This is a genomic window from Streptomyces sp. Wb2n-11 (genome assembly GCF_001049855.1).
In the GTDB taxonomy this organism is placed as follows: Bacteria; Actinomycetota; Actinomycetes; order Streptomycetales; family Streptomycetaceae; genus Streptomyces; species Streptomyces altiplanensis.
In genome coordinates, this window is record NZ_CVPB01000001.1 from 1,552,711 (window position 1) to 1,578,341 (window position 25,631).

Consider the following 25,631-nt stretch of genomic DNA (forward strand, 5'->3'; position numbering starts at 1 on the left):
TGGTGTCTTCCGCGACATCTAACTCAGCCGCAGGTCAGGGCGCCTTCCGTCCCCCTGGGCCGGCTGTGGGCCGTCGTCGGTGTCTCCGCTTTCGCGGAAGACGCCGCCGACGGCCCACAGCGCTCGCGCCCGGCTGCCGGGCGCGAGGTGCGCAGAGGTCCGCAGGGGCGGCGCAGAGACGGCTGCGCGGTCCGCCGGATCCCGACGGCGACGAGTTCGCCGCACGCGACCCCCGCCGTCGGCCACCGGCCGGCCGGCGCGACAGCCTGTCAGCGGCCTCGACGATGCCTGAACGCCGGACGGGGAAACAGCCAGGAGACGCGGGAGGGCCCGTCACGGGGCCGAGGGCCTCGGCTGTTCCGGCGGGACCGAACCCTCGGCGATCTCCATCCACCGGTCGAGGTCGGCCTGCGTGAACTCCGGCCACGCCGGGATCTCAGGAAGCCGGCGGAGCAGGTCGAACGCCTCCGCGATCCGTGGCCGGCGAAGCACCGGCGAGTGGCAGCCGGCGATGACCTCGGCGTCCAGCCGCTGGAAGTCGTCCACCACTGTCCGGAACTTCTGGCCGTCCAGCAACGAGACCCAGGGTGAGACCAGACGCCCGCCGAAGAATTGCCCGTCGCGGAACTCGTCCGCAGACAGGCCGGCGATTTCGGGCATGGGATCGGGCACGTTCGTCGCGAAGGTGTCCACCGCCCACATGACATGGGTCTTCGAGTCGAAGAGGGCGCGGGTGGTCGGGTTGTCGTACAGCGGCGGCCGTTTGGCGACCAGCGTTCGGTCACCCACGTCCACCGTATCGCCGTCGATCATGAAGCGGCACCGGTTGATCGGCGTCTCCCACTCCTCGGCCATGCGCCCGACCGAGAACCACGTCGTCAGCAGTGTCGCGTTCGGGCACTCAGCGAGAGCCGCCAGGAGGTTGCCGGCGTGGTCGCGGTCGTCGTGGGTGAGGAAGATCCACCGCACGTCCAACGGATCCACCACGGACCACGCAGCCTGCAGCCACTGCGACCGTACCGCCGGTGCCCCGGTGTCCACGAGCACCGGCTCGGCTCCCCGGATCACCATCGAGTTCATCGGGAAGTGGCCGACCGGCGGAGCTTCCAGGGCCCAGGGGATGACGAACGTCTCCTCCGCGATCCGGTACGGCTGCAGAAGATTGAAAGTTTCCATGGTTGTCATCGCTGCTCTCCCTAGAACGGAGTCCGGCCGCAGCTGCCCGTGGATCCAGTCCAGCCCCATGGCGCGCCGTCGTCAAGCGCGGTACAGGCGCCCTGTGCCCGTGGATCTCCGTGTGGGCCCCGGCGCGCTCGGAACGTCACGGCGCCGGTCCCGCGCCCTCGCTGCGCGGAGGGAAGCCGGCCCACCCCGTCGAGGTGTCCGCGGGCGAGGGCGGTCCAGTCCCCCGGGGACGCGGCGGGTGAGGGGAAGCAGGGTGAGTGCGGGTCGCTGCCGGGTGCCCCGGCGGGTGAGCAGTGCGACGGCGCCCTCGGCCTCTCCGAGCGGGCAGGACTGCCGTTCGGAGAGGCCGTCGCGGTGTGCCCGCGGGCCCGGCCCCCGGCCGTTCCGGGTGTGCCGCGGCCCCGGGTCGCGGCCCGGGGGCGTGTGCCGCGGGCGGCCCGGGCGTGGTACGCCGGTCAGCCCTGCGGCTCCTGCGGCTTGGCCTCGGCCTCGCGCACGGCCCGCTCCTTGAACTCGACCCGTGCCTCTGTGCGGTGGCCGCGGGCGATGTAGTCGCGTACGACCGCCTCGACGGCGTCCTGGGGCGAGCCGACCCCGGCCAGAACCATCACTTCCACCACCAGTTCCGCGTCGAGACTGATGTTGACCTTGGCCACAGCGCCCCCCTTTGCCGGATCTTCCGTCGGGCCGGAACTCTAGCCGCTCAAGGCCGGCGCGTACCCGCGCCTCCGGGAAGGCCGCCGACCCTCACGGCGCCGGCCCATGGCCGAGCGGGTCGTGAGGGAGGCGGACCACCCGGTACAGTCACCACGCTGCGCGGACCCGCGCCGGACCGGGCCCGCAGTTCCCGCCCCTCGTCTGCGCCGGCCAGGTGACACCATGACCAGCACACAGGACCCGCCGGAAACGACCCCCGGCACCGCCCTCCCGCAGGCCGCCCCCTCCTTCGAGGACCGCGCCGCGCGGATACGGCGACGTCTGGAGCGACTGATCGGCATCGCCGCCACCGAGGGCAACGGGCTGGTCCCGCTCCGTAACGGGGACGAGATCTTCGCGGCGATGCTGGCCGGGATCCGCTCCGCGGAGCACACCGTGGACATGATGACGTTCGTGTACTGGAAGGGCGACATAGCCCGTGAATTCGCCCAGGCACTGGCCGAGCGCGCCCGCCGGGGGATACGGGTGCGGCTGCTGCTGGACGGCTTCGGCAGCCGGCTGATCGAGAAGGACCAGCTGGAGGAGATGGAGCGGGCCGGGGTCCAGGTCGCGTGGTTCCGCAGACCCCTTTACCTCTCGCCGTTCAAGCAGAACCACCGCTGCCACCGCAAGGTCCTCGTCGTCGACGAGGAGACGGCCTTCACCGGGGGTGTGGGCATCGCCCAGGAATGGTGCGGCGACGCCCGCAACGAGAACGAGTGGCGCGACACCCACGTGCAGGTCCGGGGCCCGGCGGTGGACGGAATCGCCGCGGCCTTCGCCCAGAACTGGGCCGAATGTCACGACAACCTCTTCGACGACCGCGACCGGTTCGTCGAGCACCGCCCGCAGGGCGACGCGGTCGTTCAGGTGGTACGCGGATCGGCCAGTTTCGGCTGGCAGGACATGCAGACCCTGATCCGGGTCGGGCTGGAGTCCGCCGAGGAACGGTTCCGTCTGGCCACCGCCTACTTCTCCCCCGACGCGTACTTCATCGAGCTGCTCTGCGCCACCGCGCGGCGCGGGGTCGAGGTGGAGATCCTGCTGCCGGGCCCGTACACCGACAAGCGCGTCTGCCAGCTGGCCGGCCAGCACTACTACGAGGACCTCACCGCCTGCGGTGTGAAGATCTTCCAGTACCAGCCGACGATGATGCACACCAAGGCCATCACCGTCGATCACGTGCTCTCCCTGATCGGGTCCACCAACTTCAACCGGCGCTCTCTCGACCACGACGAGGAGGTCATGCTCGCCGTCCTGGACGAGGAGTTCACCGCCACCCTGGACCGCCACTTCGACGAGGACCTCGCTGTGAGCGAGCGCATCAGCGCGGCCCGGTGGAAGAAGCGTTCACTGGCTCAGCGCGTGCGGGAGACGGCCGTCATACCGATCCGCCGGTACCTGTGACCTCGCTCGTACTTCCCGCTCGTGCGGGCCGGTTCCGGCCCGCGTACGCGGGTACGGACCGCGAGGCCGGCGCCGTCGGCCCTTCTGCTCCTGGCTCTGCTCCTGACTCTGCTCCTGGTCCTGCCCGGGTGCGCCGGACAGCGATGCCGAGCAGTACCGGGAGGGCTACCGCTACGGCCGGGGAGCGCCCGCCGCCCATGTCGGGGCCTCCGTAGCCGGCGAGTCCACCGCCGGAGCGGAGGCCGAATGCGGTGAGCACGCGGAAACCGACGGGGTGGAGCCCTTCCCGCCCTCCCGGACGTGGATGGGGCGGGCTGTGTGGACGCGGCCGTGGGACGGCCGGCCGCGCCACCGGACGGTCAGCGGCGCTGACCGCGTCCCACCGGCGCCCCGGTCACCGGTCCTCGACCGCGGCGAGCGCCAGAGCGGTCGTCTGCTCGGGCGTGCCGTCGATGGAAACGGCCGCGCCGGGCTCGTCGGCCTCCAGCGGCTCCAGGGCGTCGATCTGGGACTGCAGGAGGCTCGTCGGCATGAAGTGGCCCTTGCGCTCCGCGAGCCGGCCGGCGATGAGCTCCGCCGAACCGTCGAGGTGGAGGAAGAAGACTTCGGGCGACACGGCGGCGAGCCGGTCGCGATAACGCCGCCTGAGGGCTGAGCAGGTGACCACGCCTCCCCGTCCGGCATGCTCGGCGAGCCATGCGGCGATCGCGTCGAGCCACGGGCGGCGGTCCTCGTCGTCCAAGGGGGCGCCGGCCCGCATCTTGGCCACGTTCCGCGGCGAATGGAAGTCGTCGGCTTCGGCATAGGGCACGGCGAGGCGCTGGGCGATCGCCCGGCCGACCGTTGTCTTTCCCGACCCCGAGACACCCATGACGACGATCAGGGGAGCAGCGTTGTGAGACATCGGTTCAGGCTAGTACAGCTCCGACGGCTCTTCCGGAGCGTTACCGCACCCGGTGGCCGCACCCGCCGGGCCCGGCGGGATCGCAGCACGGGTCCGCGCGGGACGGGACTACCCTGAGGACAGGGGTCCTTCGCCGCTGGAGGCGTCGATGCGCGACCACAGTCCCGAGCCGGACGAGCTGCGCCACGAGGACGGTGCGGGCCCTCCCCCGCCCCAGGGGCGGCACAGCGCCGGGGAGACGGTGGCCGCACGCCGTGCGTACAGGCTGAGGCACCTGCTCGCGAAGATCCACACGCCGCTGTTCCTGGTTCTCGCCGTGCTGTTCGGGGTGTGGGCCTCGCGCTCGCACGGGGGCAGTGCTCCGAATCCGTGGGCGCTGGGGGCCATCGCGGTACTCTTCGCCGTCCTGGCCCTGCTGGCGCTCGCGGACAGCTCCATGCTGCGGGAGCACCGTCGCCACCAGAGGACGCGCCGCTGACCGCGCGGCGGGCGGGCCGGGGGCGGGTTCCGGCCGTGCAGCGGCGCTCGCCCGGGCCCCGCGCCCGCGCTCCGGATCATCCGGCCCCCGGATCGAGGGCCACGACGACCTTGATGTCGTCGGGCTGGGCCGTGAAGGCCTCGTCCGCACGGTCCAGCGGAACCCTGCGGGTGATGAGCCTCTCCAGCCACGGGAGGTCCGCTCCGGCCAGCGCGTCCGCGGCCTGCCGGTAGTGGCGCAGGTTGGCGTTGACCGAGCCCACCACCACGTCGTTCTCCAGCACGATCTCCCGGTTGATGGTGCCGCCCTCCACGCTCAGACTGCGGCCGGTGGGCGACACACCGGTCAGGCAGACGATGCCGTAGGGCGCGGTGCCGGACATCGCTTCGAACACCACCTCGGCCGCTCCGGTGGCCTCGATGATGACGTCCGGGCGGAGGGCGGGGATCACCTTCTCGGCGCTCTCCGCGTGGTACGTCGCGCCCAGGGCTTCCACCAGCGCCGGCTTGGGCCCTTCGGTGACGCGGTCCAGCACGTGTACGTCCAGGCCGCGCCGTACGCCCAGCAGGGCGGCCAGTGCCCCGATCGGGCCGGCCCCCGTCACCAGCACGCGCTGCGGCTCGAACCAGGACCTGCCGCCGACCCGTTCCACCTGCTCCCACGCCTTGGCCACCACGGTCGTCGGCTCCAGCAGCGTCCCCACCCGTTCGAGGCGTGCGTCGAGTTTGACCGCGTACTCCGCCTCCACGCACCACACCTGCGAGCCGTAACCGTCGATCTGCTTGATGCCGCGCTCGGTGTACCGGCCGTTGCGGCACATGTCGAACTCACCGCGCGCGCAGGCGCCGCACGGCTCCGGATCGGGCCGGCGGACCACCCCGACGACCAGGTCGCCGGCCGAGAACCCGCTGCCCGGCGGTGCCTGGCGGACCCGTCCGAGCGACTCGTGCCCCAGCACCAGCCAGTCACGGCCCGGGGGCGCCCAGCCGTAACCGCCCTCGACGATCTCCTTGTCCGTCCCGCAGACCCCCACCGCGAGACCGTCGACCAGCAGCTGCCCCTCCTGGGGCACCGGCGCGGGCAGGTCGCGGACTTCCAGCGAATCCTTCGCATGCGGGCGGACGGTCAGTGCGCGCATCGGCTTCCCTTTTCCGTCGGTAGGAGCGGAGGATCACCAAAAACGGGTATCCCCCAGCAGCCGCCGGAAACTCCGGACGCGCCGGAGACCGGAGCGGAGGGCCGCCGTCGGGGTGCGCCGGCCCCGGCCCGGAGGCCGACGCCAAGGGCCGGGCTCAGGAACCGGTCCCGCGGCCGCCCTGGAGGCGCTCCAGGTCGGACGGGCGCACCTGGACGGCGAACAGCGCGATGACCGCGGCCACCACGGTGAACACCGCGGCGACGACGAAGGCGGCGGAGACCCCCGAGGTGAGCACCTCGTCGCCCCACGGCGGCGGGAGCTGCCCGGTCCGCCGGAATTCCGCGCGTTCGGCGGGGCCCGTCCGGGCGAGGAACCGCGGTATCTGGCGTTCGGCCTCGTTGCCACTGGCCGTACCGAACACCGTGACGAGGATGGACAGGCCCAGGGAGCCGCCCACCTGCTGTGTGACGTTGAGCAGGCCCGAGGCCGCGCCCGACTCGTGCGCGGGCACACCGGAGACCGCCATCAGCGTCAGCGAGACGAAGTTCATGCCCATGCCGAGGCTGAAGACGAGCATCGGTCCGAGGACGCTGCCCAGGTACGTCGAGTGGACGTCCGTCAGGGTCAGCCAGGCCAGCCCCGCCGCGGCCAGGATCGAGCCGGTCACCATGAAGGGCTTCGGGCCGTACCTGGGCAGGAGCTGGGAGGCCAGGCCCGCGCCCACCGCGATGACCACGCTGACCGGCAGGAAGGCCACACCGGCCCGGAGCGGGCCGAAGCCCAGCACGTTCTGGACGAACAGCGTGAGGAAGAAGAACATGCTGAACATCGCGGCGGCGAGGGTGAGCATGATGCCGTACGTGCCCGCCCGGTTGCGGTCGGCGAACATGCGCAGCGGCGTGATCGGCTGCTTCGAGCGCCGCTCCACCAGGACGAAAATCGCGAGGAGCACCACCGCGACGGCGAACGACGCCAGCGTGAGACCGTCGCTCCAGCCCTCCTGGGCCGCCCGGATGAAGCCGTAGACCAGACACACCATGCCGAGGGTGGAGGTCAGCGCCCCGGTGACGTCGAAGTGGCCGGGGCGGGGCGGGGACTCCCTGATGACGCGGGGCGTGGCGAGGGCGATGAGCAGCCCGATCGGTACGTTGACGAACAGCACCCAGCGCCAGTCGAGCCATTCGACGAGCATGCCGCCGGCCAGCAGGCCGATCGCGCCACCGCCGGCGGAGACCGCGGCGAAGACGCCGAACGCCCGGTTGCGGGCCGGTCCTTCGGTGAAGGTGGTGGCGATCAGCGCCAGCGACGTCGGCGAGGCGATGGCACCGCCGACGCCCTGGAGGGCGCGGGCGGCGAGGAGTTGACCGGAGTTCTGGGCGAGACCGCCGAGCAGGGAGGCGAGTACGAACAGCAGGACGCCGAAGACGAAGACCTTCCGGCGTCCGAGGATGTCACCGGCGCGGCCGCCGAGGAGCAGCAGCCCGCCGAAGGTCAGCGTGTACGCGTTGACCACCCACGAAAGGCTCGTGGTGGAGAATTCGAGATCACTCTGGATGTGCGGAAGAGCGATGTTCACGATGGTGATGTCGAGCACCACCATCAACTGGCACGAGGCGATGACCAGTAGGGCGAGGCCGTTCCTGTCGCCCTGGCCCGGAGTGGACGCCGCTTGTGCCGAGGGCGGTTTCGGCTGTGAGGTCGTCATGATGCGTGGCCCTCACGGGAGGGGGCGGTGGGCCGGCTTTGCCCACCGTTCGACCGTAAGCCCGGAGCCTGCGGGTCACCAGTCGATCAGCCCCCCTGCCGTCAGGGACACGTGAGGCGGCCGGTCAGCGCCTCGCGCGCGGCCGGCCACTCGTCGCACAGCATCGAGTAGACGACGGTGTCGCGCACGGTTCCGTCAGGCCTCGTCCGATGGCCGCGCAGTACACCCTCGCGCCGCGCGCCGAGGCGCTCGATGGCCCGCTGCGAGCGCTCGTTGCGGTGGTCGGTGTGCCAGGTGACGCGCCGCGCGCCGAGGTCGTCGAAGGCCCGGCCCAGCAGGAGCAGTTTGGCCTCGGTGTTGATGCCGGTGCGCTGGAAGCGGCTGCCGAGCCAGGTCGAGCCGATCGCGATGCCGCGGTGGGCGGGCTCTATCTCGTAGTACGAGGTGGAGCCCGCCACTTCGCCGGTCGCGACGTCGATCTGCGCGAGCGCGACGCTGTCGCCCTGCTCCTGCTTGTCCAGCAGCCCTTCGACGATCCTGTGCATCCCCGCGGCGTCGGCGGGCTGCTTCTTGGACAACCAGGTCCAGACGGCGGGGTCCTTGAGCGCCTCGAAGAGTCCCTCGGCGTGGCCGGTGGACAGCGGCTCAAGACGTACGTAACGACCCGTCAGGGCGGGGCGTTCGAACCAGGCACTGCTCATGGGTGTCCTCGTTTCCGTCCATGGACACGGCCGCGTGCGGAGGATGCGTACGGCCTCCTGTGCGCACAGCCTCCCATCCCGGGCGGGGCGGGGCGGGGTTCACCGTGTTCCGGCGACGGACGGGAAGGCCGGGGAACCGGAGCCGTACGGGGAGCTGCCGCCGTCAGGGCAGTACGGCCACCCCGTCCAGTTCGACCAGGCACTGCTCGTCCCAGAGGCGGACCGCGCCGATCACCGCCATGGCGGGGTAGTCACGGCCGGCCAGCCGGCTCCAGATGCGGCCCAGTTCGCGGGCGTGGGCGCGGTAGTCGGCGACATCGGTGGCGTAGACGGTGACGCGGGCCAGGTCGGCGGGGGTGCCCCCGGCGGCGCGCAGGGCGGCGAGGAGGTTGCCGAGGGCCTTCTCGAACTGGGCGGGGAGCGTGCCGCCGACGGGCTTGCCGTCCGTGCCGAGGGCCGTCTGGCCTGCCAGGAAGACCAGCCGGGAGCCGGTGGTGGTGACGGCGTGCGAGAAACCGGTGGGCGGGGGGAGTTCGGCCGGGTTGACGCGGCGCAGGTGGTGCGGGGGGTCCGAGGAGGGCGGGGTCATCGGTACAGCTCCTTCGCGATGATCGTGCGCTGGACCTCGGTCGCGCCTTCGTAGATACGGGGGGCGCGGACCTCGCGGTAGAGGTGTTCGAGGAGGTGGCCGCGCTGGAGGGCGCGGGCGCCGTGCAGCTGGACGGCCGCGTCGACGACGTACTGGGCGGTCTCGGTGGCGAACAGCTTGGCCATGGCGGCGCGGCGCGGGACGCCGGGTGCGCCCGCGTCGTAGGCCGAGGCGGCGGCGTACACGAGCAGGCGCGCGGCCTCCGTGCGGGTCGCCATCTCGGCGACCCGGTGGGCGACCGACTGGAGGTCCTTGAGGGGGCCGCCGAAGGCGGTACGGCTCGCGGTGTGCGCGAGAGCGGCGTCGAGGGCGGCCTGGGCCATGCCGACGGCGAAGGCGCCGACGCTGGGGCGGAAGAGGTTGAGGGTGTCCATGGCGACGCGGAAGCCCCGGTCCACCTCGCCGATCACATCGGCGCGGGTGACGGGGACACCGTCGAAGGCCAGGGCGCCGATGGGGTGCGGCGAGAGCATGTCCAGCGGGGTGCCGGTCAGTCCGGGCCGGTCGGCGGGGACCAGGAAGGCGGTGACGCCGCGGGCGCCCGCGTCCTCGGTGGTCAGGGCGAACACGGTGTAGAAGTCGGCCTCCGGCGCGTTGGAGATCCAGCACTTCTCACCGGACAGGCGCCATCCGTCCCCCTCCGGTACGGTCGTGAGCGAGAGCGCCGCGGCGTCCGATCCCGCGCCCGGCTCACTGAGCGCGAAGGCGGCGACCGCCCGCCCCGCGGTCACCTCGGGCAGCCAGCGCGCCCGTTGCCCGTCCGTGCCGGACCTGGCCACCGGGCTCGCTCCGAGCCCTTGCAGGGCGAGGGCGGTCTCGGCCTCGGTGCAGGCACGGGCGAGGGATTCGCGCATCAGACAGAGGTCGAGCGCGCCGGAGCCGAACAGGCGCCGCAGCAGGCCGTGTTCCCCGAGGGCGGCGATCAAAGGGCGGTTCACCCTGCCCGGTTCGCCTTTCTCCGCGAGAGGACGCAGATGGTCGGCGGCCAGCGTGCGCAGTCGCTCGCACCACTCCTGCTGCTGAGGTTCCAGCGCGAATCCCGGCATGTCCCCGCACCTCACTTTTATCGCGGACCGTTGACTGTCGTCACCCGAACGATACGCTCAGGAGGCGACAAGGGGGCGATCCCGTCATGGAGCTGAAGACCTCAGCGCACGTCGATACCTTTCCCCGCGACCGGCTGCCGCCGGCCCATCAGTGGCCGCGGCTGCTCCTCGACCGTCCTGAGCTGCGCTATCCCGACCGCCTCAACTGCGGGGCGGAGCTCTTGGACCGTACGGTCGAGCGCTTCGGCCCGGACCGGCCCGCCTTCCGCACCGGCACGGGCGAGGTCTGGACGTACGGCGAACTGCTCGGCCGCGTCGACCGGATCGCGCACGTCCTCACCACCGACCTGGGCGTCGTGCCCGGCAACCGTGTCCTGCTGCGCGGACCCACCACACCGTGGCTGGCGGCCTGCTGGCTCGCGGTGATGAAGGCGGGCGCGGTGGCGGTGACGGTGCTGGCGCAGCAGCGGGCGGCCGAGCTGGCGACCATGTGCGAGATCGCGCGGGTCAGCCACGCCCTGTGCGACGTACGGGCCGTCGACGACCTCGTGAAGGCCGAGGCGCCGGGGATGCGCGTCGTGGCGTACGGCGGCGACGCGCCCGACGACCTGCTGCGGGCGGCGGAGGGCAAGCCGCCCCGGTACGACGCCGTCCGGACGTCGGCCGACGATGTCGCGCTGATCGCCTTCACCTCGGGGACCACCGGTCGGCCCAAGGGCTGCATGCACTTCCACCGCGATGTGCTGGCCGTCGCCGACACCTTCTCCCGCCATGTGCTGAAGCCCGGGCCCGACGACGTCTTCACGGGCAGTCCGCCGCTCGGTTTCACGTTCGGGCTCGGCGGTCTGGTGATCTTCCCTATGCGGGCGGGCGCCTCGGCGCTGCTGCTCGAACAGGCGGGGCCCAGGCAGCTGCTGCCCGCCCTCGCCGAGCACCGGGTGTCGGTGCTGTTCACCGCGCCGACGGCGTACCGGGCGATGCTGGACGACGTGGGCGCGCACGACCTGCGCGCCCTGCGCCGCTGCGTCTCGGCCGGCGAGAACCTGCCCGCCGCCACCTGGCAGGCCTGGTACGAGCGCACCGGGCTGCGCATCATCAACGGCATCGGCGCGACCGAGCTGCTGCACATCTTCATCTCGGCGGCGGACGAGGCGGTCAGGCCGGGCACGACGGGCGTGCCCGTGCCGGGCTGGGAGGCGCGGGTGGTCGACGGGTCGGGCCGTCCCGTGCCCGACGGCGAACCGGGGCTGCTGGCGGTGCGCGGGCCCGTGGGCTGCCGCTACCTCGCGGACGACCGGCAGACGCAGTACGCGCGAGACGGCTGGAACCTCACCGGCGACACCTACGTCCGCGACGGCGACGGTTACTTCCGCTACGTCGCCCGCGCCGACGACATGATCATCTCGGCCGGGTACAACATCGCGGGACCGGAGGTCGAGGACGCGCTGCTGCGCCATCCCGATGTGGTGGAGGCGGCGGTGGTGGGACGGGCCGACGAACTGCGCGGCCAGGTGGTGGTGGCGTATGCCGTGCTGCGTGACGAGGCGGCGCGCGGGGAGGCGACGGCGGCGCTGCTGCGCGACTTCGTCAAGGCCGAGCTGGCGCCGTACAAGTGTCCGCGCGACATCGTCTTCCTGGACGCCCTCCCCCGCACGCCGACCGGCAAGCTCCAGCGCTTCCGGCTGCGGGCGGCCGCAGGGTGACGGCCGTAGAGTGATCACGTGGCCGAGCAGCACACCCCCCGTTCCCTGATCGTCTCCCTCTACGGCGCGTACGGACGCACTCCCGGCGTGGGCGCGGAGTCCGTGCCGGGGGATCCCATGCCGGTGGCCGAGCTGATCCGGCTGCTGGCCGCCGTCGGGGTCGACGCGCCGTCGGTGCGCTCGTCGGTCTCCCGGCTCAAGCGCCGCGGGCTGCTCGTGGCCGCCCGTACGCCGGAGGGCGCCGCCGGTTACGCGCTGTCCGGCGACGCCCACCAGCTCCTCGTCGACGGCGACCGCCGCATCTACGACCGTCCCGCGCCACGGCTGTCCGACGGCTGGGTGCTCGCCGTCTTCTCGGTCCCCGAGGCCGAGCGCGCCAAGCGGCACGTGCTGCGCTCCCGCCTCGCCCGCCTGGGCTTCGGGGCGGCGGCGCCGGGCGTGTGGATCGCGCCGGCGGGGCTGTACGAGGAGACCCGGCACACGCTGGAGCGCCTCCAGCTCGCCCCGTACGTCGATCTGTTCCGCGGGGAGCACCTCGGCTTCACCGCGACGGAGGAGGCGGTGGCGCGCTGGTGGGACCTGGCGGCGATCGCCAAGCAGCACGAGCAGTTCCTGGATCTGCACGAGCCGGTGCTGCGGTCGTGGGCGGCCCGGGGCGACGCGGCGCCGGATCCGCGGGAGGCCTACCGGGACTATCTCCTGGCCCTCGACTCCTGGCGCCGCCTTCCGTACGCCGACCCCGGCCTTCCGGCCGAGCTGCTGCCGGCGGACTGGCCGGGGGTGCGCTCGGCGGAGGTCTTCGCGGGGCTGCACGCGCGGCTGCGCGACGCGGGGGCGGAGTTCGTACGCGGCGGCGGCGCCTGACCGGGAGGCGGGGGACGAAAAGCGGGTGACGGACCCCGGTGCCGCCCGGCAGCATGGGGCATGACCTGGACCTTCAGCGAAGACCTCGACGAGTACCTGGCCGCCGCGGGCGCCGCCGTCGCCGCCCGGCCCGCGGAGAACACACTGCTGCTCACGGTCGCCGGGACGCTGAGGCGGCGCGGCAGCGACGCGTACGGCGAAGGCACCCCCCGGTACGGCTGGTGGCGCGGCGCGGACGGCCGGGTGGACGGTGCGCTGCTGTGGACGCCGCCGCACGCGATGCTGGTGGGGACCGTGCCGGCGGAGGCGGTGGCGCCGCTGGCCGGGGCGTGCGTGACGTTCGGCGGCCCGGCGGTCAGCGCGGAGCGGGGCACGGCCGAGGCACTGGCGGCCGAATGGCGCCGTACCGGCGTGGAGGTCACCACCCTGGTGGAGCAGCGGCTGTACCGGCTCGGGGAGCTGACCCCGCCGGACCCCGCGCCGCCGGGCCGCGCGCGGGTGGCGACCGCGGCCGACCGGAAGCTCCTGGTGGAGTGGGCCGATGCCTTCCACGAGGACATCGGCGCCGGCCGTACCGGCTCGGGGGCCGGGCGGGCGGTCGACGACCGCATCGCCTACGGCGGCCTGACCCTGTGGGAGCGCGACGGCGTCCCGGTGTCGATGGCGGGCGTCTCCCGTCCCGCCGCGGGCGCGGTGCGTGTCGCGCCGGTCTACACGCCGCCGGAGCGGCGCGGGCGCGGGTACGCGGCGGCGGTCACGGCCGCGGTGAGCGGGGCGGCGCGGGACGCGGGGGCGGACGAGGTGCTGCTCTTCACGGACCTCGCGAATCCGACGAGCAACGGGGTGTACCGGCGCATCGGCTACCGCGCGGTGGCGGACCGGGTGGAGATCGCGACGGCGGGGTAGGGCGCGGGCACACCGCCACCGGTACCGCGGCGATCGGGGCGGACGGGGCCGCCCGGGGGACACGCGCTCGTGGCGGAGCCGGGGCGGACGATCACCAGGACGGCGACGACCGCCCGGGGGACGTCGCAGATGCCGGTGAGCACGGTCGGACGGGCCGCCGTGGAACCGCTCGCGCTCGCCACCGCCGTCGCCCCGACCACGGGCCGGCCGCTGCTCGCGTTCGCCTCGCACGCCGCGGTGGCGGCTTCGGCCCGCGCCTGCCGCCACTGCGCCCGCCTGCCCACCGCGTGGCCCGCCGCCTCCCCGCCGCACGGCTGACGCCGTCATCCGGAGCGGGCAGGGATCCGGGGTCGTCCCGCGGCGGGTTTCCGGCCCATCCGGTTCAGATCCCGTTCAGCCTCGGCTTCGGCGCGTCCGTGCGCCCGGTCGGCGGGGTCCGGCTGCCCGCCCGGTACGGCAGGGGCCACGGCGCGCCCGGACCCGTGTAGCCCTGCTCGGCCGCCGCGTGGAGCGTCCAGTGCGGGTCGTAGAGGTGCGGGCGCGCCAGCGCGCACAGGTCCGCACGGCCCGCCAGCAGCAGTGAGTTGACGTCGTCCCAGGACGAGATCGCGCCGACCGCGACGACCGGCACGCCCAGGGTGTTGCGGATGAGGTCGGCGTACGGCGTCTGGTACGAACGGCCGTACTCGGGGGCTTCGTCGGACACGACCTGCCCGGTCGAGACGTCGATCGCGTCGGCGCCGTGCGCGGCGAAGGCACGGGCGATCTCCACCGCGTCCTCGCCCGTGGTGCCGCCGTCCGCCCAGTCGGTGGCGGAGATGCGGACCGTCATCGGCCGGTCGTCCGGCCAGACGGCCCGCACGGCGTCGAAGACCTCCAGGGGGAAGCGGAGGCGGCCGGCGGGGGAACCGCCGTACGCGTCGGTCCGCCGGTTGGTGAGAGGGGAGAGGAAACCGGAGAGCAAGTAGCCGTGTGCGCAGTGGAGTTCGAGCAGGTCGAAGCCGGCTTCGGCCGCCCGCAGCGCCGCCGACACGAACTGTTCGCGTATGACGGCGAGTCCGTCCGCGTCGAGTTCGCGCGGGACCTGGTTGACGCCCGCGCGGTACGGCAGCGGGGAGGCGGCGGACACGGGCCAGTTGCCGTCCTCCAGCGGCTGGTCGATGCCCTCCCACATCAGCCGCGTCGAGCCCTTGCGCCCCGAGTGGCCGAGCTGGACGCCGACGGCCGTGCCCGGTGACTGCCGGTGCACGAAGTCGGTGATCCGGCGCCAGGCGGCGGCCTGGCCGGGGGTGTAGAGGCCGGTGCAGCCCGGGGTGATGCGGCCCCCGGGGCTGACACACACCATCTCGGTCATCACCAGCCCCGCGCCCCCGAGCGCCCGCGCGCCCAGGTGGACGAGGTGGAAGTCGCCGGGGACGCCGTCGAGGGCCGAGTACATGTCCATGGGCGATACGACGACCCGGTTGCGCAGGGTCAGGCCGCGCAGCCGGAAGGGGGTGAACATCGGGGGTGTGCCGGGCGGGCAGCCGAAGCCGTCCTCGACGGTCTCCGTGAAGGCGGGGTCGCGCAGCCGCAGGTTGTCGTGGGTGACGCGGCGGCTGCGGGTGAGCAGGCCGAAGGCGAACTGCCGCGGCGGCTGGTCGAGATACGTGCCGAGTTCCTCGAACCAGCGCAGGCTGGCGGCGGCCGCGCGCTGCGTGGAGGCGACGACGGGGCGGCGCTCGCTCTCGTACGCCGCCAGGGCGGACGGCAGGTCGGGCTGCTCCTCGACGCACGCGGCCAGCGCCAGGGCGTCCTCGACGGCGAGCTTGGTGCCCGAGCCGATGGAGAAGTGGGCGGTGTGGGCGGCGTCGCCGAGCAGGACCGTGTTGCCGTGGCTCCAGCGGTCGTTGACGACGGTGCGGAAGGCGGCCCAGGAGGAGGAGTTGGAGCGCAGGGGGCGGCCGCCGAGCGCGCCGGCGAAGAACGCGGCGCAGCGCTCCGTGGATTCGGCCTCGCCGCAGCGGTCGAGACCGGCGGCCCGCCAGACCTCCTCGCGCATCTCGACGATGACGGTCGACGCGTTCTTCGTGTAGGGGTAACCGTGGAGCTGCATGACGCCGTGTTCGGTCTCGGCTGTCTCGAAGCGGAAGGCGTCGAAGGCGAAGTCGGCGGCGAGCCAGATGTAGCGGCAGCGGTGGGTGGTGACGCGGGGCGCGAAGACATCGGCGTACGCCGCACGGGTGAGGCTGTGCACACCGTCCGCGGCGACCACCAGGTCGTACGCCGCGGAGAGTTCGGCGGCGGGCGGCGCCTCCTCGCGGACGCGCAGGCCGACGCCGAGCGAGCGGCAGCGCTCGTGCAGGATCTCCAGGAGCCGGCGGCGGCCGAGGGCGGCGAAACCGTGGCCGCCGGAGGTCAGGGTCCGGCCGCGGTGGACGATGTCGATGCCGTCCCACCGTACGAACTCCTCCTGGAGCGCGCGGTGGACCACGGGGTCGGCGTGCTGGATGCCGCCGAGCGTCTCGTCGGAGAGGACGACGCCGAAGCCGAAGGTGTCGTCGGGGGCGCCGCGCTCCCAGACGGTGACCTCGCGCGCGGGGCCGAGCCGCTTGAGGAGGGCGGCGGCGTAGAGCCCGCCGGGACCGCCGCCCACCACGGCCACGCGCAGCGGCCGGCGCATCGTCAGCGCCCCCGCCACTTCGGGGGGCGCTTCTCGGTGAAGGCCGCGTGGAACTCGGCGTAGTCGTCGCCGTTCATCAGCAGTGCCTGGGTGGCCGCGTCCATCTCGACGGCGGCGGCGAGCGGCATGTCCAGCTCGGCGGTGAGCAGCGCCTTGGTCTGCGCGTACGCGAGGGCCGGGCCGTCGGCGAGGCGGCGGGCCAGCTCGGCGGCGCGGGTGTCCGCCTGCCCCTCGCCCGCCATCTCGCTGATCAGGCCGATCCGCTCCGCCTCGGGGGCGCGCACCGGCTCGCCGAGCATCAGCAGCCTGGTGGCGTGCCCGAGCCCGACGACCCGCGGCAGCAGGTACGCCGCGCCCATGTCACCGCCCGAGAGGCCGACCCGGGTGAAGAGGAAGGCGAACCGGGCGGAGGGGTCGGCGATCCGGAAGTCCGCGGCGAGGGCGAGGACGGCGCCTGCGCCCGCCGCCACCCCGTGCACGGCGGCGATCACCGGGAAGGGGCACTCGCGCAGCGCCCGTACGACCTGTCCGGTCATCCGGTTGAAGTCGAGGAGCTGCGCCGTGTCCATGGAGAGCGTGGCACCGATGATCTCGTCGACGTCGCCGCCCGAGCAGAAGCCGCGGCCCTCACCGCCGAGGACCAGGGCGCGCACGGCGCGCTCGCGGGACAGCTCGGCGAGGAGGTCGCGCAGATCGGCGTACGCGCCGAAGGTGAGCGCGTTGAGTTTCTCGGGCCGGGCGAGAGTGACGGTGGCCACGCCGTCCTCGACGGTCAGCCGCAGATGCTGCCACTGCTTGGTACGGGGAGCTGAGCTGGGAAAGGGGCTCACGGGGCGGGGCTCCTTCGGCCGGCGGCCTGCTGTCTGTGCCGTGCGCTCGCGCCTGTGCTGCTGTACCTGCCACTCGAAGGTATCACTTGTCCATGACCATCGTCACGAGAACGCAACATCCCTTGCGGGACCTCCGCCCCGGTCGGCCGGGGCGGAGGTCCCGCGCCCGGTGGTCGGGCAGCACTACGCACCACGTCATCGGAGTCCGTATGGTTTTCGGAGTCCGTATGGTTTAACGAACGACTGCTTGCACCCCGGAAGGGGCATTACGCCGTGCTGGAAACCGCACGACCCGCCACCTGGCGCGTCACACTGCCGCACACCACTGCCGCAGTGCCGATCGCGCGCGCCCTGATCCGTACCGCTCTCTCGGACACCTCGGCGCCAGAAGCCTCCGCGGACACCACCGACACGGCAGAGCTGCTCACCGCCGAACTCGTCGCCAACGCCGTGGAGCACACGAGCGGGGAGCAGCCCATAGAGCTGGTGGTGGAGCTGTCGCCGGCCGGCTGCCAGGTCGAGGTGCACGACCGCGACCCGGGGCCGCCGGGCCATCTGGAATCGGCGGCGGACATACGGCCGCCCGACCCCTGGCAGGAGCACGGCCGCGGGCTGCTGCTCATCCGCATGCTCAGCTCGGCCTGCGGACACCGCCGCACCGAGTACGGCAAGGCCGTCTGGTTCACACTTCCCGCGCTGCCTGCTCCCGCGTACTGACGAGACGGGAGTGACGGCGTCCGTAGAGGGCGTACACCAGCGCGCCGGCCGCCAGGAACACCGCGAACCGGACCCATGTCGTCCAGCCGGTCCCGTACATCAGGTAGAGGCAGAAGGCCACGCCCAGCACCGGGCTCACCGGGTAGAGGGGGACCCGGAAGGAGCGCCGCAGGTCCGGGTTGCGGCGGCGCAGCGCGACGACGGCGACGTTCACCACGGCCATGACCGCCAGGGTGCCGATGGTCGTCAGGTTGATCACGACGTCGAGCGGCACGACGGCGGCCGGTACCGCGAAGACCGCGGCGACGATCCAGGTGTTGGCGACGGGCGTCGAGGTCTTCGGCGAGACGTGCTCGAAGACGCGCGGGACGAGGCCGTCGCGGGACATCGACATCAGGACGCGGGTCTGCCCGTACATCACGGCGAGGACGACGGACGCGATGGCGACGACCGCGCCGAAGGCGATGACGCCGCCGCCGAGCGTCGAGTCCGTGACCCGGTTGACGATGAGCGAGAGCGCGGCGGGCTGCGACGCGACGTCGGCGGCGGACATCGCGCCGATGGCGGCGATCGCGACCAGGCAGTACAGCAGCGTGACGATGCCGAGGCACACCATGATCGCCAGCGGGACGTTCCTGCGCGGGTCCTTGACCTCTTCGCCGGCCGTGGTGATCGCGTCGAAGCCGATGTACGAGAAGAAGGCGAGCGAGGCTCCCGAGGTGATGCCCGCCAGGCCGTGCGGGGCGAACGGCGAGAGGTTGTCCGAGGTGAAGGCCGTGAACGCGATGGCGCAGAAGAGGATCAGTACGGCGATCTTCACGACGGCCATGACGGCGGTGGCGCGGGCGCTCTCCCGGACCCCGCGCACCAGCAGCAGCGCGGCGAGCAGTATCACGACGACGGCGGGGATGTTCACGACGCCGCCGTCGCCGGGCGGGCTGGAGAGCGCGGCGGGCAGCCGCCATCCGACGAGGCTGTGGAGGAGCTCGTTGAGGTACTGACCCCAGCCGACGGCGACGGCGGAGACGGACACGCCGTATTCGAGCAGCAGGCACCAGCCGGTGAGAAAGGCGACGCGCTCGCCGAGGGCGGCGTAGGCGAAGGAGTAGGAGCTGCCGGAGACCGGGATCGCGCCGCCGAGCTCGGCGAACGAGAAGGCGGTGAAGACGCAGGTGATCGCGGCGAGGACGAAGGAGACGACGACGACGGGGCCCGCTTCGGCGACGCTGTCGGAGAGGCCGACGAAGATGCCGGTGCCGACGATGGCGCCGACGCCGAAGCACACGAGCTGGAAGAGCCCCATGGTGCGCTTGAGACCGTGACCCTCGAGGTCCGCGCCCGATTCGGCGACGAGCTGGTCGGGGGACTTGATGCGCTGCATGAGGTGGTTCTCTTCTCTTGCGCTCACAACGAAATGGGGTCCGAGCGTGCGAGCTCGGACCCCACCAACCGGCGACATACTAGCCGCCACCGCACATGTCCACCCAAACGGTTGTATAGCTATTCCGCACCGGACATGGTGGCGACGAGCACGGCCTTGATCGTGTGCATACGGTTCTCGGCCTCGTCGAAGACGACCGAGTGCGCCGACTCGAAGACCTCGTCGGTGACCTCCAGCTCGGTCAGGCCGTACTGCTCGTGGATGTCGCGGCCGACCTTGGTGCCGAGGTTGTGGAAGGCCGGCAGGCAGTGCAGGAACTTCACGTCCGGGTTGCCGGTGGCGCGCAGTACGTCCGTGGTCACGGCGTACGGGGAGAGGGCCTCGATCCGCTCGCCCCAGACCTCCTTGGGCTCCCCCATCGACACCCAGACGTCGGTGGCGACGAAGTCGGCGCCCAGAACCCCCTCGGCGACGTCCTCGGTGAGGGTGACGCGGGCGCCGCTCAGCTCGGCGGCCTTGCGGGCCTGCGCGACGATGCCGTCGGCCGGCCAGTAGGCCCTGGGCGCGACGATGCGCACGTCCATGCCGAGCAGGGCGCCGGTGGCCAGGTAGGAGTTGCCCATGTTGAAGCGGGCGTCCCCCAGGTAGGCGAAGGCGATCCGCTCCAGGGGCTTGGCACAGTGCTCGGTCATGGTGAGTACGTCGGCGAGCATCTGGGTGGGGTGCCAGTCGTCGGTGAGCCCGTTGAAGACGGGGACGCCGGCGTACGCCGCCAGCTCCTCGACGGCGGCCTGGCTGTCCCCGCGGTACTCGATGCCGTCGAACATCCGGCCCAGCACGCGCGCCGTGTCCTTGACCGACTCCTTGTGCCCGATCTGGGAGCTGGAGGGGTCGAGGTACGTCGTCGACGCGCCCTGGTCGGCGGCGGCCACCTCGAAAGCGCAGCGGGTGCGGGTGGAGGTCTTCTCGAAGATCAGCGCGATGTTCCTGCCGCGCAGCCGCGGCACCTCGGTGCCCGCCTTCTTGGCCGCCTTGAGCTCGGCGGCGAGGTCGATCAGGCCGCGGAACTCCTCCGCGGTGAAGTCCAGCTCCTTGAGGAGGTGGCGGCCTGCGAGGTCTGTCGCCATGGTGGCTGCTCCTGAGTCGGTCGCCCATGCGGGGATTGGAAGCGTATGCGAATGAGCGCATCACTATACAGCGTCGCGTTCGACCGGGCAGCTCATGCACCGGGGACCGCCCCGCCCCCTGCCCAGCTCGTTCCCCTTGATCTCGATGACCTCGATGCCCTGCTTGCGCAGATGGGTGTTGGTGGTGACGTTGCGCTCGTACGCCACGACCACGCCCGGCTCGACCGCCAGCACGTTGCAGCCGTCGTCCCACTGCTCGCGCTCCGCCGCGTGGACGTCCTGGGTGGCGGTCAGCACCCGGACGGAGTCCAGGCCGAGGGCGGCCGCTATGGCGCGGTGCATGTGCTCGGGCGGATGGTCGGTGACCTTCAGCTCGCGCTCGCCGTCCCCCGGTTCGATGGTGTACGAGCGGAGCATGCCGAGCCCGGCGTACTGGGTGAAGGTGTCGCCGTCGACCATCGTCATCACCGTGTCGAGATGCATGAACGCCCGGCTCTTGGGCATGTCGAGCGCCACGATGGTGGTGGCGGAGCCCGCCTCGAAGAGCCCGCGGGCGAGCATCTCCACAGCCTGCGGGGTGGTGCGCTCGCTCATTCCGATCAGGACGGCGCCGTTGCCGAGGACCAGGACGTCGCCGCCCTCGATGGTGGAGGGGTAGTCGTGCTGCCCCTCCGACCAGTGGTGGAAGTCCCCCGCCTCCGGACTCCTGAAGAGCGGGTGGTGCTTGTAGATCGCCTCGAAGTGGACGGTCTCGCGCTGCCGGGCCGGCCAGCGCATGGCGTTGATGGAGACGCCGTCGTATATCCAGGCGGAGGTGTCCCGGGTGAAGAGATGGTTCGGCAGCGGCTGGATCAGGAAGTCGTCCAGGTCCATGACGTGGAAGCGGACCGAGGTCGGCTCGGGGTGGCGCGCCAGGAACTCCCGCTTCGTCATGCCGCCGACGAGCGCCTCGACCAGATCGGTCACGGGCAGGTCGTCGAACGCCTCGCGCAGGTGGCCGGTGGCGAGCGGACCGTACTCCTTCTCGTCGAAGACCCGGTCCAGGACGAGGTTCCTGGCCGCCGGGATCTCCAGCGACTCGCGCAGCAGATCACCGAAGAGGTGCACCACGACGCCCCGGTCGCGCAGGACGTCGGCGAATCCGTCGTGCTCCTGGCGCGCGCGGCGCACCCACAGCACGTCGTCGAAGAGCAGCGCGTCCTTGTTGCTGGGGGTGAGACGCTTCAGCTCCAGATCCGGTCGGTGGAGAATGACGCGGCGCAGCCGCCCGGCCTCGGAATCGACGTGGAATCCCATCCCCCCATCCTGGCCGAGCGCGGCCGGACGCGCGGCCCTACGGAGAAGTGCGGCCGGAGAAGTGCGGCCGTCCGGAGCGCCGTCACGGTGACGCCGCGCGGCCGCCGGAGGAGGGGACACCGGGTGCCTCGCGGGGACACGCCCGGGCGGCCGGGGCCGGCCGCCCCCTGCGCGACGGGGACCCGCATCGCGCAGGGGGCGCACTTCAGGTCACAGCCGCGGGTCGACCGGCTCCGACTCCAGTGCCAGGACCGCGAACACGGCCTCGTGCACCCGCCACACCGGCTCCCCCTCGGCCAGCCGGTCCAGGGCCTCCAGGCCCAGTGCGTACTCGCGCAGAGCGAGCGAGCGCTTGTGGCCCAGGAACCGGTTGCGCAGCTTGGCGAGCTGTTCCGGGCGGGTGTACTCGGGACCGTAGACGATCCGCAGGTACTCGCGGCCGCGCACCTTGATGCCCGGCTGCACGAGCCTGTTCTTCCCGTCCCGTGCGAGTGCCTCGACCGGCTTGACGACCATGCCCTCGCCGCCCCGGCCGGTCATCTCCAGCCACCAGTCGGTGCCCGACCGGACGGACTCCGGGTCGCCGGTGTCGACGATCAGCCTGCGGGTGGTCTGGAGCAGTGCGGTCGGGTCGTGCTCGACCAGCCGGTCCAGCCAGGCCAGCTGCTGGTCGTGCGGTACGCCCGCGAGCGAGCGGCCCTGGACGGCGAGCAGCTGGAACGGTGCGAGCCGCACGCCCTCCAGCCCTTCGGTGGGCCAGCAGTAGCGCCGGTACGCGTCGGTGAACGCGGCCGCGTCGGCGGCCCGTTCGCGCTGCGTCGCCAGCAGGCCGTTGACGTCGACCCCGCGGGCGGCCGCCCCTTCGAGCGCCGCCAGGGCGCCGGGGAAGACGGCGCGCGACGCGGCGCCCACGGCGGCGTACTGGTGGCGCAGCAGTCCTGACGCCTTGAGCGACCAGGGCATCAGCTCGGCGTCGAGCAGCAGCCAGTCGGTCCGGAGCTCGTCCCAGAGACCGGCCTCGGTGACGGCGGTGCGCAGCCGGTGGAGGATCAGCTCGGTGATGGTCTGCTCGTCGAAAAAGGGGCGGCCGGTGCGGGTGTGGACGACGCCGGTCGGGCCGTCCACACCGAACCGCTCGCGCGCCGTGCCCGCGTCCCGGCAGACCAGCACCACCGCCCGGGAGCCCATGTGCTTCTCCTCGCACACGACCCGCGCGACACCGTCCGCCCTGTAGCCGGCGAAGGCCTCGGCGGGGTGCTCCAGGTAGCCGTCCACCGCCGACGTGCCGGTCGGGGACATCGTCGGCGGCAGGTAGGCGAGCAGACGCGGGTCTACGGCGAAGCGGCTCATGACTTCGAGCGCGGCGGCCGCGTTCTCCTCGCGTACGGCGACGCGGCCCATGTGCCGCGTCTCGACGACCCGGCGGCCGTGCACGTCGGCGAGGTCCAGCGGACGGCCGCCCTCTGCCCCGTTCGATGCGGCTCCGCCGGGCGCCTCGGCGGTGAGCGGCTTGGCCGGCTCGTACCAGACCCGCTCGGCCGGTACGTCGACGATTTCGCGCTCCGGCCAGCGCAGCGCGGTCATCCTGCCGCCGAAGACCGCGCCGGTGTCCAGGCAGATGGTGTTGTTGATCCAGGAGGTGTCGGGCACGGGTGTGTGGCCGTAGACGACGGCGGCGCGGCCGCGGTAGTCCTCGGCCCACGGGTAGCGCACGGGCAGGCCGAACTCGTCGGTCTCGCCGGTCGTGTCGCCGTACAGCGCGTGCGAGCGGACCCGGCCGGAGGTGCGGCCGTGGTACTTCTCGGGCAGCCCGGCGTGGCACACGACGAGGTTGCCTCTGTCGAGGACGTAATGGCTGACGAGCCCGTCGATGAACTCCCGCACCTGCTCCTTGAAGCCCTCGTCCTCCTTCTCCAGCTGCTCGATGGTCTCGGCGAGTCCGTGCGTGTGCTGGACGTTCCTGCCCTTGAGGTAACGGCCGAGCTTGTTCTCGTGGTTCCCGGGCACGCACAGCGCGTCGCCGGAGGCGACCATGCCCATCACCCGGCGCAGCACGCCCGGGCTGTCGGGACCGCGGTCGACGAGGTCGCCGACGAAGACGGCCGTACGCCCTTCGGGGTGCGACCCGTCGACGTAACCGAGCTTGCTCAGCAGGGTTTCCAGCTCGGAGCGGCAGCCGTGGATGTCACCGATGATGTCGAAGGGGCCGGTGAGGTGGGTGAGGTCGTTGTAGCGGCGCTCCAGCACGACTTCGGCGGCGTCGACCTCCTCCACGCTGCGCAGGACGTGCACCTTGCGGAAGCCCTCGCGCTCCAGGCTCCGCAGCGAACGGCGCAGCTCGCGCCGGTGCCGCTGGATGACGTGGCGGGGCATGCCGGCCCGGTCGGGGCGTACGGCGTTGCGCCCGGCGCACACCTCCTCCGGCAGGTCGAGGACGATCGCGATCGGCAGTACGTCGTACTTCCTGGCCAGCTGGACGAGCTGCCTGCGGCTCTCCGGCTGCACGTTGGTCGCGTCGACGACGGTCAGCCGGCCGGCCTCGAGCCGCTTGCCCGCGATGTAGTGCAGGACGTCGAACGCGTCACGGCTCGCGCTCTGGTCGTTCTCGTCGTCGGCGACCAAGCCGCGGCAGAAGTCGGAGGAGATGACCTCGGTGGGCTTGAAGTGCCGGTGCGCGAACGTGGACTTGCCGGATCCGGTGGCGCCGACCAGGACCACGAGGGACAGGTCGGTGACGGGCAGCGTGCGGGTGGTGGTGCTCATGCGGCTTCCGCCTCCTTCTTGTCCTGTCCGGTCATGGTGAACACGGCCATCTGGGTGGGCGGTCCGACCTCGGGGTCCTCGGCCCCGACGGGGACGAACCCGACCCCGTACCCGTGCCGCTGGGCCACCTGCTCCGCCCAGGCGCGGAACTCCTCGCGCGTCCACTCGAAGCGGTGGTCGCCGTGGCGCGCGTGTCCGGCGGGCAGGGACTCCCAGCGCACGTTGTACTCGACGTTCGGCGTGGTCACGAGCACGGTCCGCGGACGCGCCGAGCCGAACACGGCGTACTCCAGGGCCGGCAGCCGCTCCAGGTCGAGGTGCTCGACGACCTCGCTGAGTACGGCGGCGTCGTACCCCTTGAGCCGCTTGTCGGTGTACGTGAGGGAGCCCTGCATCAGCTTCACGCGCCCGGCCTGCCGCTCACTCATGCGGTCCAGCCTCAGCCGGCGCGAGGCGACGGTCAGCGCGCGCACGGACACGTCCACCCCCACGATCTCGGTGAACTTCCCGTCCTCGAGCAGCGCCTGCACCAACTGGCCCTGCCCGCAGCCGAGGTCGAGCACCCGGCTCGCCCCGGCCGCGTCCAGCGCCCGGAGGATCGCGTCGCGCCGCTGCACGGCGAGCGGCACCGGCCTGTCCTCCGTGTCGGTCGTCTCGTCGACGGCGTTGTCGATCTCCTCGACCTCCAGGTCGTCGGCCTCGGCGAGACGCACGAGTTCGAGACGCTCCATGGCCTGACGGGTCAGCCCCCACCGGCGCGACAGGTACCGGCTGGTGATCAGCTTCTGTTCGGGGTGCTCGGCCAGCCAGCCCTCACCCGCCCGCAGCAGCTTGTCCACCTCGTCGGGCGCGACCCAGTAGTGCTTGGCGTCGTCCAGCACCGGCAGCAGGACGTACAGCTGGCGCAGGGCGTCGGCGAGCCGCAGCTCCCCTTCCAGCACGAGCTGTACGTACCGCGAGTCGCCCCACTGCGGGAACTGCTCGTCCAGCGCCACCGGCTCGGCCCGCACCGTCGTCCAGCCCAGCGGGGCGAACAGCTTCGTCACCAGCTCGGCGCCGCCCCGCGCGGGCAGCGCGGGCACCTCGATGCGCAGCGGCAGTGGGGCCGCCGCACGCTCGGGCCGGGCGTTGCACACGCCGTGCAGGGCGGTCTTGAAAACCGTGCTCAGCGCGACGGCCAGCAGCGACGACGCCGCGTACGGCCGGTCGTTGACGTACTGCGCGAGCGCGGAGTCGGGCGAGCCTCCGCGCCCCTTGCCCTTGCCGCGCCGCACCAGCGCCACCGGATCCACCTCCAGCAGGAGCGCGGCCGTGCACCGCTCGGCGGACGCCTCGGGATAGAGGACGTGCGCCGTGCCGTGGGAAGTGGAGAACGTCTGCGCCTTGTCGGGGTGCTTGTGCAGCAGAAAACCGAGGTCGGTCGCGGGACGCTCCTGGTTGCCGGTTGTGCTGATCGTCAGGAACACACATCCG

At 72.4% G+C, this 25,631-nt stretch carries 22 protein-coding genes; 7 read left to right on the forward strand and 15 right to left on the reverse strand.

Translation table 11 applies throughout. The features are described 5' to 3' along the window. Nucleotides 1–333 precede the first annotated feature (333 nt). Both BN1555_RS06810 and BN1555_RS06815 read right to left on the reverse strand, forming a co-directional pair. Nucleotides 334–1,185 (reverse strand): MBL fold metallo-hydrolase, encoded by an 852-nt coding sequence (locus BN1555_RS06810; RefSeq protein WP_255305917.1) that lies wholly within the window; start codon nucleotides 1,183–1,185, stop codon nucleotides 334–336. 455 nt (nucleotides 1,186–1,640) lie between these two features. After that, nucleotides 1,641–1,841 carry a type II toxin-antitoxin system VapB family antitoxin gene (locus BN1555_RS06815; protein WP_093798537.1) on the reverse strand — a complete coding sequence of 67 codons (201 nt, stop codon included), beginning with the start codon at nucleotides 1,839–1,841 and terminating at the stop codon, nucleotides 1,641–1,643. Nucleotides 1,842–2,064: 223 nt separating this feature from the next. Between BN1555_RS06815 and BN1555_RS06820 the strand changes: the two genes are divergently transcribed. Further along, entirely contained in the window at nucleotides 2,065–3,288 is a 1,224-nt protein-coding gene (locus BN1555_RS06820; RefSeq protein ID WP_093798538.1) for a phospholipase D-like domain-containing protein, read from the forward strand. 394 nt (nucleotides 3,289–3,682) lie between these two features. On the opposite strand, the gene BN1555_RS06825 is transcribed toward BN1555_RS06820, so the two are convergent. Beyond that, nucleotides 3,683–4,192, reverse strand: a complete 510-nt coding sequence (locus BN1555_RS06825; RefSeq protein ID WP_093798539.1) for a gluconokinase — start codon at nucleotides 4,190–4,192, stop codon at nucleotides 3,683–3,685. A 148-nt stretch (nucleotides 4,193–4,340) separates the two neighbouring features. On the opposite strand from BN1555_RS06825, the gene BN1555_RS06830 reads away from it, so the two are divergent. Then, nucleotides 4,341–4,670 carry a hypothetical protein gene (locus tag BN1555_RS06830; RefSeq protein ID WP_093798540.1) on the forward strand — a complete coding sequence of 110 codons (330 nt, stop codon included), beginning with the start codon at nucleotides 4,341–4,343 and terminating at the stop codon, nucleotides 4,668–4,670. Nucleotides 4,671–4,746: 76 nt separating this feature from the next. On the opposite strand, the gene BN1555_RS06835 is transcribed toward BN1555_RS06830, so the two are convergent. The 5 genes from BN1555_RS06835 to BN1555_RS06855 all read right to left on the reverse strand — a co-directional run bounded on the left by BN1555_RS06835 (nucleotide 4,747) and on the right by BN1555_RS06855 (nucleotide 9,909). Then, nucleotides 4,747–5,808, reverse strand: a complete 1,062-nt coding sequence (locus tag BN1555_RS06835; protein WP_093798541.1) for a glucose 1-dehydrogenase — start codon at nucleotides 5,806–5,808, stop codon at nucleotides 4,747–4,749. 154 nt (nucleotides 5,809–5,962) lie between these two features. Then, nucleotides 5,963–7,513 carry an MFS transporter gene (locus BN1555_RS06840; RefSeq protein ID WP_093798542.1) on the reverse strand — a complete coding sequence of 517 codons (1,551 nt, stop codon included), beginning with the start codon at nucleotides 7,511–7,513 and terminating at the stop codon, nucleotides 5,963–5,965. A gap of 101 nt (nucleotides 7,514–7,614) precedes the next feature. Then, the gene (locus tag BN1555_RS06845) at nucleotides 7,615–8,214 is read right to left on the reverse strand and encodes a GNAT family N-acetyltransferase (RefSeq protein WP_093798543.1); all 600 of its coding nucleotides are present in this window, start codon (nucleotides 8,212–8,214) and stop codon (nucleotides 7,615–7,617) included. 163 nt (nucleotides 8,215–8,377) lie between these two features. Then, nucleotides 8,378–8,803, reverse strand: a complete 426-nt coding sequence (locus BN1555_RS06850; RefSeq protein ID WP_093798544.1) for a RidA family protein — start codon at nucleotides 8,801–8,803, stop codon at nucleotides 8,378–8,380. Next, nucleotides 8,800–9,909, reverse strand: coding sequence for an acyl-CoA dehydrogenase family protein (locus tag BN1555_RS06855; protein WP_093798545.1), 1,110 nt, complete (start codon nucleotides 9,907–9,909; stop codon nucleotides 8,800–8,802). The genes BN1555_RS06850 and BN1555_RS06855 overlap by 4 nt, the downstream gene beginning before the upstream one ends. Nucleotides 9,910–9,995: 86 nt before the next feature. Between BN1555_RS06855 and BN1555_RS06860 the strand changes: the two genes are divergently transcribed. From BN1555_RS06860 to BN1555_RS06880, 4 genes are all read left to right on the forward strand, one after another. Then, nucleotides 9,996–11,612, forward strand: a complete 1,617-nt coding sequence (locus tag BN1555_RS06860; protein ID WP_093798546.1) for an AMP-binding protein — start codon at nucleotides 9,996–9,998, stop codon at nucleotides 11,610–11,612. 18 nt (nucleotides 11,613–11,630) lie between these two features. Then, the gene (locus BN1555_RS06865; RefSeq protein ID WP_093798547.1) at nucleotides 11,631–12,476 is read left to right on the forward strand and encodes a PaaX family transcriptional regulator; all 846 of its coding nucleotides are present in this window, start codon (nucleotides 11,631–11,633) and stop codon (nucleotides 12,474–12,476) included. A 60-nt stretch (nucleotides 12,477–12,536) separates the two neighbouring features. Then, nucleotides 12,537–13,382, forward strand: a complete 846-nt coding sequence (locus BN1555_RS06870) for a GNAT family N-acetyltransferase (protein ID WP_093798548.1) — start codon at nucleotides 12,537–12,539, stop codon at nucleotides 13,380–13,382. 69 nt (nucleotides 13,383–13,451) lie between these two features. After that, the gene (locus BN1555_RS06880) at nucleotides 13,452–13,700 is read left to right on the forward strand and encodes a hypothetical protein (RefSeq protein ID WP_141662817.1); all 249 of its coding nucleotides are present in this window, start codon (nucleotides 13,452–13,454) and stop codon (nucleotides 13,698–13,700) included. A 64-nt stretch (nucleotides 13,701–13,764) separates the two neighbouring features. Here BN1555_RS06880 and BN1555_RS06885 read toward each other — a convergent pair whose 3' ends face one another. Continuing rightward, the gene (locus BN1555_RS06885) at nucleotides 13,765–16,044 is read right to left on the reverse strand and encodes a bifunctional salicylyl-CoA 5-hydroxylase/oxidoreductase (protein ID WP_176710254.1); all 2,280 of its coding nucleotides are present in this window, start codon (nucleotides 16,042–16,044) and stop codon (nucleotides 13,765–13,767) included. 2 nt (nucleotides 16,045–16,046) lie between these two features. Continuing rightward, entirely contained in the window at nucleotides 16,047–16,874 is an 828-nt protein-coding gene (locus BN1555_RS06890; RefSeq protein WP_093798551.1) for an enoyl-CoA hydratase family protein, read from the reverse strand. Between the two features lie 273 nt (nucleotides 16,875–17,147). Here BN1555_RS06890 and BN1555_RS06895 point away from each other — a divergent pair, with 273 nt between their 5' ends. After that, entirely contained in the window at nucleotides 17,148–17,591 is a 444-nt protein-coding gene (locus BN1555_RS06895; protein WP_093798552.1) for an ATP-binding protein, read from the forward strand. Here the strand turns inward: BN1555_RS06895 and BN1555_RS06900 are convergent. From BN1555_RS06900 to BN1555_RS06920, 5 genes are all read right to left on the reverse strand, one after another. Next, nucleotides 17,557–18,972, reverse strand: coding sequence for an amino acid permease (locus tag BN1555_RS06900; RefSeq protein WP_093798553.1), 1,416 nt, complete (start codon nucleotides 18,970–18,972; stop codon nucleotides 17,557–17,559). The two genes, BN1555_RS06895 and BN1555_RS06900, sit on opposite strands and share 35 nt — an antisense overlap. Nucleotides 18,973–19,091: 119 nt before the next feature. After that, on the reverse strand, nucleotides 19,092–20,099 hold the full coding sequence (gene argF / locus BN1555_RS06905) for an ornithine carbamoyltransferase (protein WP_093798554.1): 1,008 nt from the start codon (nucleotides 20,097–20,099) through the stop codon (nucleotides 19,092–19,094). 63 nt (nucleotides 20,100–20,162) lie between these two features. Next, on the reverse strand, nucleotides 20,163–21,395 hold the full coding sequence (locus BN1555_RS06910) for an arginine deiminase (protein ID WP_093798555.1): 1,233 nt from the start codon (nucleotides 21,393–21,395) through the stop codon (nucleotides 20,163–20,165). 210 nt (nucleotides 21,396–21,605) lie between these two features. Further along, nucleotides 21,606–24,158 carry a polynucleotide kinase-phosphatase gene (locus tag BN1555_RS06915; protein WP_093798556.1) on the reverse strand — a complete coding sequence of 851 codons (2,553 nt, stop codon included), beginning with the start codon at nucleotides 24,156–24,158 and terminating at the stop codon, nucleotides 21,606–21,608. Continuing rightward, complete coding sequence (locus tag BN1555_RS06920) at nucleotides 24,155–25,624, reverse strand: 3' terminal RNA ribose 2'-O-methyltransferase Hen1 (RefSeq protein WP_093798557.1); 1,470 nt, start codon at nucleotides 25,622–25,624, stop codon at nucleotides 24,155–24,157. The genes BN1555_RS06915 and BN1555_RS06920 overlap by 4 nt, the downstream gene beginning before the upstream one ends. Nucleotides 25,625–25,631 lie beyond the last annotated feature (7 nt).